The sequence below is a fragment of the Thioclava sp. GXIMD4215 genome, from assembly GCF_045291555.1.
Taxonomy (GTDB): domain Bacteria; phylum Pseudomonadota; class Alphaproteobacteria; order Rhodobacterales; family Rhodobacteraceae; genus Thioclava; species Thioclava litoralis.
In genome coordinates this window covers 1,763,473-1,777,814 of record NZ_CP149515.1, presented here as the reverse complement: position 1 = coordinate 1,777,814, position 14,342 = coordinate 1,763,473, and the positions used below count along the sequence as shown (strand labels likewise).

11 protein-coding genes are annotated in these 14,342 nt (G+C 61.3%); 6 read left to right on the top strand and 5 right to left on the bottom strand.

From position 1 onward, the window contains the following. The first annotated feature begins 169 nt into the window (after window positions 1-169). Window positions 170-463, top strand: a complete 294-nt coding sequence (locus WDB86_RS08790) for a YggT family protein (RefSeq protein ID WP_339108846.1) — start codon at window positions 170-172, stop codon at window positions 461-463. A 4-nt stretch (window positions 464-467) separates the two neighbouring features. Further along, window positions 468-2,525, top strand: a complete 2,058-nt coding sequence (gene recQ, locus WDB86_RS08785) for a DNA helicase RecQ (RefSeq protein ID WP_406720188.1) — start codon at window positions 468-470, stop codon at window positions 2,523-2,525. Here recQ and WDB86_RS08780 read toward each other — a convergent pair. The 4 genes from WDB86_RS08780 to WDB86_RS08765 all read right to left on the bottom strand — a co-directional run bounded on the left by WDB86_RS08780 (window position 2,522) and on the right by WDB86_RS08765 (window position 8,674). Continuing rightward, a complete protein-coding gene (locus WDB86_RS08780) occupies window positions 2,522-4,738 on the bottom strand; it encodes a response regulator (RefSeq protein ID WP_406735706.1) in 2,217 nt (738 codons plus the stop codon). The two genes, recQ and WDB86_RS08780, sit on opposite strands and share 4 nt — an antisense overlap. A gap of 285 nt (window positions 4,739-5,023) precedes the next feature. After that, window positions 5,024-5,776, bottom strand: coding sequence for a metallophosphoesterase (locus tag WDB86_RS08775; RefSeq protein WP_406735705.1), 753 nt, complete (start codon window positions 5,774-5,776; stop codon window positions 5,024-5,026). A gap of 72 nt (window positions 5,777-5,848) precedes the next feature. Then, a complete protein-coding gene (serA, locus tag WDB86_RS08770; protein WP_339108850.1) occupies window positions 5,849-7,444 on the bottom strand; it encodes a phosphoglycerate dehydrogenase in 1,596 nt (531 codons plus the stop codon). Between the two features lie 84 nt (window positions 7,445-7,528). After that, window positions 7,529-8,674, bottom strand: a complete 1,146-nt coding sequence (locus tag WDB86_RS08765; RefSeq protein ID WP_339108851.1) for a phosphoserine transaminase — start codon at window positions 8,672-8,674, stop codon at window positions 7,529-7,531. 599 nt (window positions 8,675-9,273) lie between these two features. Here WDB86_RS08765 and serB point away from each other — a divergent pair. From serB to WDB86_RS08745, 4 genes are all read left to right on the top strand, one after another. Beyond that, on the top strand, window positions 9,274-10,146 hold the full coding sequence (gene serB, locus WDB86_RS08760) for a phosphoserine phosphatase SerB (RefSeq protein ID WP_406735704.1): 873 nt from the start codon (window positions 9,274-9,276) through the stop codon (window positions 10,144-10,146). 116 nt (window positions 10,147-10,262) lie between these two features. Then, on the top strand, window positions 10,263-10,913 hold the full coding sequence (locus tag WDB86_RS08755) for a hypothetical protein (RefSeq protein ID WP_406720191.1): 651 nt from the start codon (window positions 10,263-10,265) through the stop codon (window positions 10,911-10,913). A gap of 181 nt (window positions 10,914-11,094) precedes the next feature. Further along, window positions 11,095-11,871, top strand: coding sequence for a DUF6478 family protein (locus WDB86_RS08750; protein WP_406735703.1), 777 nt, complete (start codon window positions 11,095-11,097; stop codon window positions 11,869-11,871). Between the two features lie 12 nt (window positions 11,872-11,883). Next, a complete protein-coding gene (locus WDB86_RS08745; RefSeq protein WP_339108855.1) occupies window positions 11,884-12,240 on the top strand; it encodes a hypothetical protein in 357 nt (118 codons plus the stop codon). A 39-nt stretch (window positions 12,241-12,279) separates the two neighbouring features. Here WDB86_RS08745 and WDB86_RS08740 read toward each other — a convergent pair whose 3' ends face one another. Continuing rightward, window positions 12,280-14,214 (bottom strand): bifunctional 2',3'-cyclic-nucleotide 2'-phosphodiesterase/3'-nucleotidase, encoded by a 1,935-nt coding sequence (locus WDB86_RS08740; protein ID WP_406735702.1) that lies wholly within the window; start codon window positions 14,212-14,214, stop codon window positions 12,280-12,282. Window positions 14,215-14,342 lie beyond the last annotated feature (128 nt).

Here is a 14,342-nt window from a genome sequence, read left to right as displayed (position 1 = left end):
GACCTCTTGAATGGTAACGGGACTGCGTAAAGCGTCATGATACCGGCGATGCAAGCATTCTGCCCGGAAGAATTTACCGAAAATCGATATCACGGGCATGCGTTGCAAGGTTGCAAGATGACTGCGGCTCGCATAGGTAGTTACTCACCCAGCCGGAGGTCTTTTGCATATGGTCACGCTGTTTCAGGCGCTCAATCTTATACTGGATATTGTGTGGTTTGTGATGATTGTCCACATCATCATGAGCTGGTTGATCAATTTCAATGTCCTGAACCTGAACCAGCAGATGGTCCGCCAGATCTGGTACGGCCTGAATTCGCTCTTGGAGCCGATCTATGCGCCGATCCGCCGCATTCTGCCCAATACCCCCGGTCTTGATCTGGCGCCGCTGGTGGCTTTCGTGATCCTGATGATCCTGCAGCGCGCGCTGATCAATAACGCGGGCTTCTTCTACGGGTATTGATCCGATGGTCGAGGCCACGCTGCCCGACTGTCATGCAGTCCTGACCGATATCTTCGGGTTCCGCGAATTCCGTCCCGGACAGGAAGAAATCGTGCGCTCCGTCATGGCGGGGCGCAATACTTTGGCCATCATGCCGACGGGCGGTGGCAAATCGCTGTGTTTCCAGATCCCCGCGCTGTGCCGCGAGGGGCTGACGGTGGTGATCTCGCCGCTGATTGCCCTGATGCGCGATCAGGTGCGGGCGCTGCGCGAGGCGGGGGTCGAGGCCGGTGCTCTGACCTCGGGCAATACCGAGGACGAGACCGAAGAGGTCTTTCGTGCTATCGACGAAGGCCGGTTGAAGATCCTCTATATGGCGCCGGAACGGCTGGCCTCGGGCGGGGCGGTGCATCTGCTGCGCCGTGCGCGGGTCGGGCTGATTGCCGTGGACGAGGCGCATTGCGTCAGCCAGTGGGGCCATGACTTCCGCCCCGATTACCTGCGCATCGGGGAGTTGCGCCGCGACCTGAAGGTGCCGCTGGCCGCCTTTACCGCCACCGCCGATGAAGAAACCCGTGCCGAGATGGTCACGCGGCTGTTTGACGGCGAGGCGCCCGAGACTTTCCTGCGTGGCTTTGACCGCCCCAATATCCATCTGGCGTTCGAGCCCAAGAACCAGCCGCGCGGGCAGATCCTGCAGTTTGCCGCCGCGCGCAAGGGCCAGTCGGGTATCGTTTATTGCGCCACCCGCAAAAAGACCGAGAGCCTTGCGCAGGCGCTGAATGAGGCGGGGCATACGGCCTGCTATTATCACGGCGGCATGGACCCCGATGACCGTCGCGCGGTCGAGACGCGCTTTCAGCAGGAAGACGGGCTGATCGTGGTGGCGACCGTGGCCTTCGGCATGGGGATCGACAAGCCCGATATCCGCTGGGTGGCCCATGCCGATCTGTCGAAATCCATCGAGGCCTATTATCAGGAGATCGGTCGCGCGGGCCGTGATGGTGCCCCTGCCGAGACGCTGACCCTCTTTGGCCCCGACGATATCCGCATCCGCCGCGCCCAGATCGACGAGGGGCTTGCGCCGCCCGAACGCAAGGACGCCGATCACGGGCGGCTGAATGCGCTGCTGGGTCTGGCCGAGGCCACGGCCTGCCGCCGCCAGCGGCTGCTGGCCTATTTCGGTGAAGAGGCAAGCCCTTGTGGCAACTGCGATATCTGCGACACTCCGCCCGATCTGTTTGACGCGACCGAACCGGTGCGTATGGCGCTGTCGGCCTGTCTGCGCTGCGACCAGAGCTATGGCAGCCAGTATCTGATCGAGGTGCTGCTGGGCCAGTCGAACGAGCGCATTTCCTCGCGCGGGCATGACCGCCTGCCGACCTTCGGGGTGGGTAAGGCCTGGACGCGCCCGCAGTGGCAGGCGATCTTCCGGCAGATGATGGGGCATGACCTGATCCGCCCCGATGCCGAACGTCACGGCGCGTTATTCGTGACCAAGGCCGCGCATCCGATCCTGCGCGGCGAGGAACAGATCACCTTCCGGCGTGACCCTGTGCGCGGGGCGAAAAAGCAGACGGTGGTCAAGGCGCTTGTGTCCGAGGAGGACGCGCCGCTGCTGTCGGCCCTGAAGGCCAAGCGGCGGGCGCTTTCCGAGGCGGCGGGGCTTCCGGCCTATATGATCTTCCCCGACCGCACCCTGATCGAGATGGTCGAGGCCCGTCCGCAAACGCTGGACCAGATGGCGCGGATCAACGGGGTGGGGGCCAAAAAGCTGGAAAGCTATGGCACGGCATTCCTTGAGGTTCTGGTGGGTGAGGAGATGCAGAAAATGCATCCCGCGCGCCGTGCTTTGGCGGGGCGTCAGGCCGGACCTCTGTTTGATGCGCTGCTGGCAGAGCAACTCCGTTTGGAGCGTGGCGAGGACGGGACAGGGCGGATGCTGAGCGTGTCTTCGTCGTTGCTGCGCAAGATTGCCGAGATGCGGCCAGGCGACCTGAAGGGGCTGGAACGGCTTGGTCTGGAAGACGCCAAGCTCGACCGTTTCGGTGCCGCCTTCCTGCAGCTTATTTCCGAGACCTAGGCAGCCCCGTCCTGTAGCGACTGTGCGGTCGGGGGACAATTTGCCACGATATGGTCGATGATCGCCGTTTTGCGCAATGGTTTGGTCAGATAGTAATCCATACCCGAGGCCAGTATGCCCTCGCTATCGCCGTCCATCGCATGGGCCGTCAGGGCGCAGATCGGCACGTGGCTGCCGCTTTCCAGAGACCGGATGCGGCGGGTGGCTTCCTTGCCATCCATCTCGGGCATGGAAATATCCATGAAGATCAGGTCGGGCTGGAAGCTTTGCCATTTCTCGACCGCTTCCAGACCGTTATTGGCGAAGACCAGATCAATGGGCAGATCTTTCACCATCTTGCCAAAAACGAGCTGGTTGGTGCGATTATCCTCGGCGGCGAGGATGCGCATCTTGCGTTGGCCAACAGGGGGCGGCGGCGCGGGCGGTGGCACCGTTCTTGCAACCGGATACGACAGGTTTTGCAAGGTGCGGAACAGATGCGACCGCAGCACCGGCTTTTCCAGACATTCGATCTGGGCCGCGCGGGCCTCTTCGGGGGTGATCGCATCGGGGTCCGAACTCAGCAGCACCACGGGAATCTTCACGCCGCGTTGCCGCAAGGTCTGGCACAGATGCAGGCCATCCATATCCGGCATCCGGAAATCGCTGAGCATAATGTCGAATGTCGCGCCCCTGTCGAAAGCGGTCAGCGCTTCCTGTGCGTTCCGGCACAATGTCACCTTCAGCCCGTAGGTTTCCAGCTGCCGTTCGAGAATGACACGGTTGACCATTAGATCATCGACCACAAGCGCGGCCCGCAGCGTGATCGGCGGACCGGGGGTCGAGACATGCGGCGCGGGTTCGGCGGCGGGCACCAGAATCTTGAACCCGAAACACGAACCGCGCCCCAGCTCGCTATCGACCCAGATTTCGCCGCCCATCATCTCGATCAACTGCTTGGTGATGGCAAGGCCAAGCCCCGTGCCCTCGAACTTGCGGTTGGTTTCGCTTTCGACCTGATTGAACTCGCCGAAAACATGGTCGATCTGTTCGGGATTGATGCCGATGCCGGTATCCTCGACGGTGATATGCAGCTCGTAATTATTCTGCTTCCGCTCTATCCCGACCACGCGCGTCAGCACATGGCCGCTAAGCGTGAATTTCACCGCATTGCCCAGAAGATTGGTCAGAATCTGGCGGATACGCCCCGGATCGGCCACGAATCGTGTCGGCAGGAACATGTCGTAATCGACCAGAAGCCTCAGCTTCTTGTCGCGTGCGGAAGGTTGCAGCAGCATGGTCACCTCGTGCACACACCGCTCCAGATCGAAAATCTCGGGATAGAGCTTCAGGCGCTCCGCCTCGATCTTGGAATAGTCGAGCACATCGTTGATGATCGTCAGCAGCGCCTCGCCGGAAGAGCGGATGGTTTCCGCATAAAGACGCTGATCCTCTGTCAGCTCTGTCTCGGTCAGCAGTTCGGCCATGCCCACCACGCCATTCATCGGCGTCCGGATCTCGTGGCTCATATTGGCAAGGAAGGCCGATTTCGCGCGATTGGCGGATTCGGCCTTTTCGCGTGCCTCTTCCAGTTCCGCTTCGCGGCTGACATGGGTCGAGATATCCTGCGCGATGCAGACCAGATCGCCGCCTTCGCCCCACCGGTCGATCAGCCGGATATGGGCCCCTTTACGGGTGATGATCGTGATCGGTTCGATCGGATTGCGGCGGATGCGCGCGATCATGTCATGATGCCAGTCGGCAGGGTCGCGCCCGTCCAGATCCACCATCCGGTGCTTGGCCACGATATTGAGCACCGAATCGTAGGTCACGCCCGCAGCGATGGCCACTTCGCCCTCGAAGAAATCCAGATAGACCTTATTGGCGGCCACCAGCCGCAGATCGGCGTCATAGACGGCAAACCCGTCGGGAATCGTCTCAAGCGCGTCCCACAGCCTGCGTTGGGCTATCATGGCAACGGAATTGGCCCGTGCGAGATCATCCATCACGCGATGGTTCTCGCCCTTCAAAGAGGCGGCTTCCGTCAGGGCGCGGGTCAGGCCGTGGCGCTGCTCCACGATCTGGTCGGACAGGGCGCGGGCATGCAATGCCAGTTTCTGATTGGCCGTAAACAGTTCACGCTTCTTCTGGTCAAGCAGCCGTTCCGCCGCCAGACGGGCGCGACGCTCCTGAGCCAGCTTGTCAGCGATCGTGTTTCTGGTGCCTGTCGGCATGCTGGTTCAGTCCCCATTCCGTTCGACCAGCATCTTGGTGACGTCCAGTAAATTTAGGCTTAATCCTTAAGGCTGATCGCGGGCCAGCTATAGAAAATCCCTCACAAATTTCTACCTTAAGGAGAAATTCCTGCGATTTTACAGCCTGCGTATAACGGGCTCAACATGACTGTTGGCATATTGACGCTGCGGCAGTATCGCCGCGTCAGGACAGGCCCCGGTTTCGGCCCCGGGCGATTCTGTATCCTGCCCGCCTTCGGGGCCGCTGCGCGCGATATACCGCGGTCAGGCGGCGATAGTGGCAACCGGAACAAGCGGTTGGCGCCCGTTTTCGGTCAGCAGCCATGCGTCGCGGCCTTCGATCACCACTGCCGAGACAGGGCCGCCATAGCCCGCACTGCTATCGAGGTTGAGGCGGTTGCCATAATGCGTCACCTGATCGATTGCGGTATGGCCATGCACCACCAGCATGCCGTGATCGCTGGTATCTTCCAGCCAGCCTTTGCGGATCCAGCACAGATCGTCTTCGGTCTGGTTGCCGATGCTGACCCCCGGACGGATACCGGCATGCACAAAAAGCAATTCACCGAAGATGAAGTGGTTGGGGCGGCTGGCCAGCCAGAGCCGGTGCGATTCGGGAACCATCCGGAGCGCCTCGGCATGGACGATATCGGCGGGGCGTTCATCGGCATTGGGCACGCCATAGGAGGCCAGTGTGGTATTGCCGCCCAATCGTGGGTTCAGCCATGTCAGATCCTTGCGCAGCATCGGATCGGCGTCGAAAGGGTCGTTCATGAAAATCGAGAACATCCTGTCGTGATTGCCTTTCAGTACCACCCAGTTTTTCCCCGCCCGCATCGCGTTGAGCAGGTAATCGATGACGCCGGCACTCTCGAGGCCACGGTCGGCAACATCTCCGACATGGATCACAGGGGCGGACTGGTCGCCAAAGGCCGCACGGTCCTGCTCGATCAGATCGTGCGCAATCTTCAGCTTGTCGAGATGTCCGTGAATGTCTCCGATGGCATAGGCGCGCATAGTTCTTTCCTTACAAATGAAAAAGGCCCCCGCGGGTCGCAGGGGCCTTGGCGTTCATGAACCTATTATGGCTCAGCCGAGAATGAATTCCAGCGGTTTTACTTGCTTGAAGATACCGGTGGCTTTCATGGCCTCGACCGTTTCCGGTTTCAGGGCTTCGTCGAGATAGGCAATGGCGATGGCTTCCCCGCCGGCTTTCGCGCGGCCAAGGGTGAAGTTGGCAAGGTTTGCCCCATGTTCGCCCAGCAGCGTGCCCAGCTTGCCGATCACGCCGGGGACATCCTCATTGGTGGTATAGAGCATATGCTCGCCCACTTCGGCATCGATATTGATGCCCTTGATCTGGATGAAGCGCGGCTTGGCATCCGAGAACACGGTGCCCGCGATCGAACGCTCTTTGGTTTCCGACACGACGGTGACCTTGATGTAACCATCATAGGCGCCCGATTGGGTCTGCGACGTGGTCGAGATCTGGATGCCGCGCTCTTTCGCCAGAGCGGGGGCCGAGACCATGTTCACTTCCGGTTGGCTGGCTTTCATGATGCCGGCCACAACGGCCGCATCCAGCGCCTTGAGGTTCAGCTCGGCGGCCGACCCGTCATAGGTGATGTTGATCGCCTTGATCGCATCTTCGGTCATCTGACCGATGAAGCCACCCAGATGTTGTGCCAGCTTGACCCACGGGCCCATGACCTTGGCTTCTTCGGCGGTCATCGACGGCATGTTCAGCGCGTTCTCGACAGCGCCGTCCAGCAGGTAGTTCGACATCTGCTCTGCGACTTGCAGCGCCACGTTTTCCTGCGCTTCGGTCGTGGACGCGCCAAGGTGGGGCGTGCAGACGACGTTGGGCAGGTTGAACAGCACGTTATTGGTCGCGGGCTCTTCGGCAAACACGTCCAGCGCGGCACCGGCAACATGGCCCGATTTCAGCAGATCGGCCAGCGCTTCCTCATCGACCAGACCACCACGGGCGCAGTTGATGATACGCACGCCTTTCTTGGTCTTCTCGAGGTTCTCGCGCGACAGGATGTTCTTGGTCTGCTCGGTCAGCGGCACGTGCAGGGTGATGAAATCGGCGCGCTTGAGCAGATCCTCAAGCTCGACTTTCTCCACGCCCATTTTGTCGGCTTTTTCCTGGCTCATGAAGGGGTCGAATGCGATGACCTTCATTTTCAGGCCGCGGGCACGGTCGCAGACGATGCCACCGATGTTACCGGCACCGATCACACCAAGGGTCTTGCCGGAAAGCTCGACACCCATGAATTTCGATTTTTCCCACTTGCCCGCATGGGTCGAGGCGGACGCTTCGGGGATCTGGCGCGCCACGGCGAACATCATCGCGATGGCATGCTCGGCGGTGGTGATCATGTTGCCGAAGGGCGTGTTCATGACGATCACGCCTTTTTTCGAAGCGGCTTCCTTATCGACGTTATCGGTGCCGATACCTGCGCGGCCCACGACCTTCAGGTTGGTCGCGTTTTCCAGCAGTTTCGCGGTCACTTTGGTGGCCGAACGGATCGCAAGGCCGTCATATTTGCCGATCACTTCGGCCAGCTTGTCTTTGTCCTTGCCGAGTTTGGGTTCGAAATCGACTTCGATGCCACGGTCACGGAAGATCTGGACGGCGGTTTCCGACAGGCTGTCAGAGACGAGAACTTTGGGGGCCATGTGCGGGCTCCTTGAATTTCTGAAATCTGGGAAAACGGGTGGGCAAAGCACTGCCCACCTCAGGTTCAGAGAAAGATCGAACGCTTAGGCTTGCGCTGCGATTTCGGCTTCGAAGGCATATTCGATCCAGGGCATCAACGCCTCCAGATCGGCTTTCTCGACCGTAGAACCGCACCAGATCCGCAGACCGGCGGGCGCATCGCGATAGGCACCGGCATCCAGTGCCACGCCTTCGGCGTCCAGACGTTTTGCAACGGCTTTGGCGAAGGTTGCCCCATCCTTGATGCGGTCATCGGTGAATTTCACGCAGACCGAGGTGGTGGAGGCATTTGCCGCGTTATTGGCGAGGTTTGCGATCCACGGCTTGGCGGCGCAGAAATCCCAGACCACTTTCGCATTGGCATCGGCGCGGGCGATCAGCCCTTCGAGGCCACCGATGGATTTGGCCCAGTTCAGCGCAACGATGTAATCCTCGACGCAGAGCATGGAGGGCGTGTTGATCGTCTCGCCTTTGAAGATACCTTCGATCAGCTTGCCGCCTTTGGTCATGCGGAAGATCTTCGGCATCGGCCATGCGGGGGTGTAGTTTTCCAGACGCTCGACGGCGCGCGGCGACAGGATCAGAACGCCATGACCGCCTTCACCGCCCAGCACTTTCTGCCAGGAGAAGGTGGTGACATCGAGCTTGTCCCACGGCAGGTCCATTGCAAAAGCCGCCGAGGTGGCGTCGCAGATGGTCAGGCCTTCGCGGTCGGCGGGGATCGCATCGCCATTGGCCACGCGCACACCCGAGGTGGTGCCGTTCCAGGTGAAGACGACGTCGGTGTTGAAATCGACGGTCGTGAAATCGACGATATCACCGTAATCGGCGGTTTTGGTATCCGCATCGAGTTTGAGCTGTTTCACGACATCGGTGACCCAGCCCGAGCCGAAGCTTTCCCATGCGCACATGGTGACTTTGCGTGCGCCCAGAAGCGACCACATTGCCATTTCGACGGCGCCGGTATCGGAAGCCGGAACGATGCCGATCTTGTAATCTGCCGGAACGCCGAGAATTTCACGGGTGGTTTCGATCGCCTCTTTCAGCTTGGCTTTGCCAACAGCTGCGCGGTGCGAACGGCCCAGAGGCGCGTCGGCAAGCATGTCGAGGGAGAAACCGGGGATCTTCGTGCAAGGGCCCGAAGAAAAACGCGGATTTGCCGGCCGCGTAGCCGGTGCTTCAATAGCCATATCTGGTATCCTCTCAGATAAACGCCCCTCGTTGGGGAGGGGTGTCCCGCGTTGGGACTTACGCCTGCACCTTGATTCATGCAAGTGACAAAGTCGTATCGACCGCAAAAAATGTCGCTTCGGGACAAGAGAAAACCGTAAAATGTGAGGCGTTGTGGCGCAAAACCGACACAGGCGCAGCGGCGGCCCTTCGCGAGCGTGACCGAAGGCCTGATACTCTCTGATTCCTTCCGGCAAACCTGCTGCGAGCCTGCCAAAGGGGAAGCGCGCTGATCCAAGGAGAAGACCCCTTCGGAGAGGCGGCGGGCAGTGCCGCGCGTACCGGTCGAGTGGCGGCTATACGCCTCGGCCTGGGGTTCGGGCCTGCGACTTGGGTCTGCGATCCGGGGCTGCGATTCGGGGCGCGCGTCGGAAACGGCCTCGGAAAAGAGGACGGATCTGCTATCTGCTCCTAACGCTTCTAACAGGGACAAATCCGCGAGGAGCGGGGCGGTTGGCGCGGATCATGCGGATCGGGCTTTTGCGGTGCGGGCGGGGCTGGAAACGGCGGTTGTTTTTGCGCTATAGCGCCCCCAACCCTGTGATCCGGAGATCTAGCTATGTTCGTCGCCCTTCTCATGACCTGCCCGAAAACGCCCAAGCTTGACGAAACCACGCTTGTGGCGCTGCGTAATGCGTGGGGGGGAGGCGAGGTCACTTGGCTGGCCGAGGGGTGCGCTGCCGAATTTCCGATGGAGGTGATCCCCGATAACCGCTGGACCGTCTGGGCGGACCTGCAGGCGCTGGGGATCGACCTTGTGGTGATCCCAGCGGAAGGCCGCAAGAAGAAGATGCTGCTGGCCGATATGGACAGCACCATGATCCAGCAGGAATGTATTGACGAACTGGCCGATGTGGCGGGTGTCGGGGCACGTGTGAAAGAGATCACCGCCAAGGCGATGAATGGCGAGCTGGATTTCGAAGGCGCTCTGACCGAACGTGTGGGGCTGCTGGCTGGCCTGCCCGAGACGGTGATCGCTGAGGTCATCGACACCCGTATCACCCTGATGCCCGGTGGTCCGGCCCTGCTGGCGACGATGAAGCGCGACGGGGCGTATTGTGCGCTGGTGTCTGGCGGGTTCACGGCGTTCACCAGCCGTATCGCGGCCACTTTGGGCTTTGATGAAAACCGCGCCAATACGCTGCTGGTCGAAGAGGGCAAGCTGACCGGCAAGCCGGGCCTGCCGATTTTGGGCCGTGAAGCCAAGGTGCAGGCGTTCCACGAGATTTCCGCGCGGCTCGGGCTGTCGGCGGATCAGGTGATGGCGGTGGGGGATGGGGCCAATGATCTGGGCATGCTGCAACTGGCAGGGTTTGGCGTGGCGCTGCATGCAAAACCCTCGGTCGCGGCGCAATGCGACATCCGCATCAATCACGGTGACCTTTCGGCGCTGCTGTATCTGCAAGGCTATGCACAGACGGAGTTTGCCTGAGGCGGTCTTTCGCCTCCGTTCCGGCGGGGGCTGTCACAGGGCTGTGGGGGAACTTGCTCTTTGGGCCGGTAGTTACTAAGCCTTGCGTAAGCTCTGTGTTCCGGAAAGGTGGCAATATGGCGATGTCTCGTGTGAAGCTCGGTTTGTGTGTGACGCTTGTGGCTTCGGCTCTTGCCGGTTGCCAGACCACAATGGGCCCCCAGGCGACAGGCACCGTCATCGCCGGAGATACCGTGCTCAGTGCACCGGCGGGCTATTGTGTGGCGGGGCAGGGGCATCCGGGGCAGGCAGAGAATAACGTCATCCTGTTCGGTGATTGCGCGGCGGTGACCAATGACGCGACCCATGCCTCGGCCCCCCATCCGGCCATGCTATCGGCGACGGTCGGGCCGAAAATGACCGGCTCGATCACCAAGCGGTTCCCGATGATCGAGGCCTTCTTCCGTTCGGCGGCAGGGCAGGCGGCGATTGCGCGTTCGGGCCGCAGCGATGATGTCGATATCCTGAAATCGCAGGTTTCGGGCGATCTTCTGCTTTTGAAGGTGCGCGACAGGTCGCTGGCCGAAGAATTTCCTGTCACCGCTGAGTATTGGCGCGGCGTGACCTCGCTTGACGGGCATCTGACAGCGCTGTCGGTAATGGCGTTGCGCTCGCAACCCATGAGCGATGCCGCACAGTTGCGATTGCTGAAAGAATTCGTCGGCCGGTCCGAAGCGGCGACCAAAGCCCATGCCGCCAGTGCAGGGCAGGCCAAACCGGCGCAATAAGCGGGTCTGCGGGCGCTCCCGCACGGGGATATGATGCGGTAATGGGGGCCTACGGAGCCTGCATATCCGCCAGAAGACAGCTTGCACTTTTGGTCTTGCGGGCGCAGTCTTGACGCTGCGCAAAGATTTTAGACATGACGCCGGCTATTATGTGTCTGGCGAGACAAAAACGGGTTTTGAAATGGGGCAGAAGCAGGTTGGGCAGGCTCAGGGCGGTCTCCTGAACCGGCTGGCATATAACCGCGTGATGAAGCATTGGCATGACTGTGCGGCAACAGCACCGGATATGACCGGCGAGGATCTGGCGCTGCTGCGCAAGAAGGCCGGGTCTATGGCCGCGACCGCTTCGGGGCTTCTGGGCCGGATCGACCGCCAGACAGAGCAGCGTTTTAATGCCGCCGGTGCCATCGACCGGCCCTTGGGGTGCGACTGGGCGTGGCGACCGCAGGCCTTTTCAATGCCGGTGGCGCCGCAGGCCTATGTGGGCGCGGCATCCGGGTGCTGTCTGGGCGAGGATCTGACGCTGTTTCACGACTGCCCGCTGCAGCAGCTTTCCCTGCGGCAGATCCGCAATAGCGGCAGACCCTCCCCCTTCGGGGCCGAACTGGAGGTTTTCGGCTTTCAGGGCAGTTTCCTGTCGCTGGTGGTCGATCTTCCGCCCGAGGCTGTGCAGGGCTTCCGTTTGCACCATCTCGTGCAACTGGGCCTTGATGTCCGCATGGAAGAGGCGCGTCCCGTCTATTGCCGTTTCAACATCCAGCATGGTCCCAATAGTGACCAGCTTGTCAGCCAGATGCCGTTTGGCGGCGGTGTGGTGCAGTTCGATCTGGCCTATACCAAATTGAACGAGAAGCGCCTTGAAAAGGCGTGGATCGACCTGATTTTCGAGGCACCGGCAATGAACAAAATCACCTTGCAGGATCTGACCTTGCTGCGCCATCCCCGCGCCGATCTCTAAAGGAGTCTGTTGATGATTGTTGAGTATTCCCGTTTGCAGGCCGGAGAATGGGTGGTGGTGCTGCAATCCGCCATGCGCCCCGCATTGACCGCGTCCTACCGTGCGACAGTGTTGGCCGAGGGGGACTGGACCGATCTCGGGGACGGGCGCTGGCGCTTGCGTCAGGGGCTTCCGGTCGATCTGCTGGAAGACGGTACGCAAAGCCTGCTGCTGTCGGATGCCGAAAGCGGTGTTGTGGCCAGCCTGTCCATTGCGGCGGGCGAGATGCTCGTGCCGGATCTGGCCGCGCAGGTGGACAGGTTGCAGGCCGAACTGGATCTGCTCAAGCGCGCCTTCCGCGATCATTGCCGCCAAAGCCACGAGGGCTGATCCCGTCCTGATGGGCGCTGCTGGTGGGCGGCAGGGAGGCTAGCCCAGAGTGCCGGTGCAGGCATCCGCGTAAAAGAGCTGTTTGCACAGGGTGACTGTGCCATCGGCATGGGTGTCTTGCAGGCTCATCCCCAAATCTTCCATCTGGCGGTGATAGGCCAGCGCGCCTTTGCCGGTGACCATCGTGACCGATGTCTGGGGCTGGTCGCGGAATTGCCAGATGGGGATGGCGGCGGGATGCAGCGTGTCCCACGCGCGTGCGGCGCGGATCAGCACATCGCGCGAGGCGATATCGGGGCCCAGATCCACCCTGAGGCCATCCAGACCGGCAAACTGTCCCGCAAAGGCCGAGCGGTAGTTGTTGGTGGCCACCACAAAGCTCTGCCGGTCATCGACGGGCCGCCCCTGATAGCACAGGTTGCGGATGCGGCCGCGCGATTGGGTGGTCTGCATGCCGTGCAGGTCGAAGACGGGCGGGGCGGACAGGTCGATTTCGTAGGTGACGCCCAGCATGATGTCGAAATTATAGGCGGGGATCTCGGGCCGGATCAGGGGCAGCCCCCGTGTCCCGTCCGCAATGGTGTTGAAGATGATGCTGGCGCGTTCCAGCCAGCTTTTCAGCCCCTTGCCGTCAATGACCACGGCGGTGACGATATTGGGAAAGAGATAGATCTCGCTGAGATGGCGGATGCTTAGCGGGCCGGGCGGGATATCAAGGTAATAGTCCGCCCCCGCGCGCCCGCCCGATTTGCACGGGGCGACGGCCGATAGCAGCGGTAGCTCGCCCTCGGGGCGGTCCGCAAGCAGGCTCTGCACATGGTCACGCTGCGCCTGTGCCACGAAACTGAGTGCGGCATCAGGGCCCACCAGCGAGAAATAGCTGTGCAGCGGCACGTCCAGCCGTGCCACGCGCCGCGATGTGTAGCTTTGCACTTCGGCATGGGCCTTGGCATTGCGCGTGACAATCCGCTCGGCTTCGGGCACGGGGGGCTCTTGCGCCACCGGTATCAGGGTTGCGCAAGAGGCAACAACCTGCCACCCCCGCGCCCCTTGCACCAGATCCAGATCGATCTGGCCCAGATGGCTGGCAAAGCGGCCCGGTGTTACCGTCGGAACGCCGTAGAGCCGGCCTGCCACGGGGTCCACATCTGCACTTGGCGCGACATCGGGGCCGGGAAAGGCGATATGGTCGTGCCCTGCGATCAGCGCATCGATCCCGTCGATCTGTGCCAGCAGGGTGGCGGCATGCTCGCAGGTGGGATCATCGGCTCTGGCAAGGGGATCAATGCCTGTATGGGCCAATGCGATCACCAGATCGCAGCCCTGTGCCCGTAATTGGGCCACCTGCGCCCTGGCCGTCTCGATGATGGAACGGCTTTGCAGCTGGCTTGCCAGAATGGCGCTATCCCAAAGAATGAATTGCGGCGGCAGCACCGAGAACACCCCGATACGCACCCGCCGCAGGTCTCCGTTCTCGTCGTGCAGGTCTTTTTCCAGCACGACATGCGCCTGCGTCAGGGGCACGTCCTCTTCGGGGCGGGGGGCGCGCAGGCGCAGGGCATTGGCCGACAGACAGGGGAAACGGGCATCGCGCAGGCTGCGTGTCAGAAAGTCCAGCCCGTAATTGAATTCGTGATTGCCAAGCCCGACGGCGTCATAGGCCAGCGCGTTCATGGCATCAATCACCGGATGCGGGGTGTCTGCGCGGCTCTGACGGTCGCGCGCCCAATATTCGGTCAGCGGTGTGCCCTGTAGAAAGTCGCCATTATCGAAGAGCAGCGTATTGGGGCAGCCGGTGCGTGCCCGTTCGATCAGGGTGGCCACGCGGGACAGGCCGCAACCGGTGTCTTCCCTGTCGGCAAACAGATCATAGCCACGGATATGGCCGTGCAGGTCGGTGGTCGCCAGCAGACGCAGTCTGACCACCGCAGCGGGCCGCTCGGCATGCGACGGAGTTTCGGCGTGCGAGGACATCGCTCTCCTTTCGTCCGGGCGATCTTGCGCCGCCCCTTACGTCACTTAAAAAACACGTTTACTTGCTGAACCGGGATGCGCGTCGTCGCTGTCATTAGGTCAGGTGCGGCTATACTTCTTTGACGATT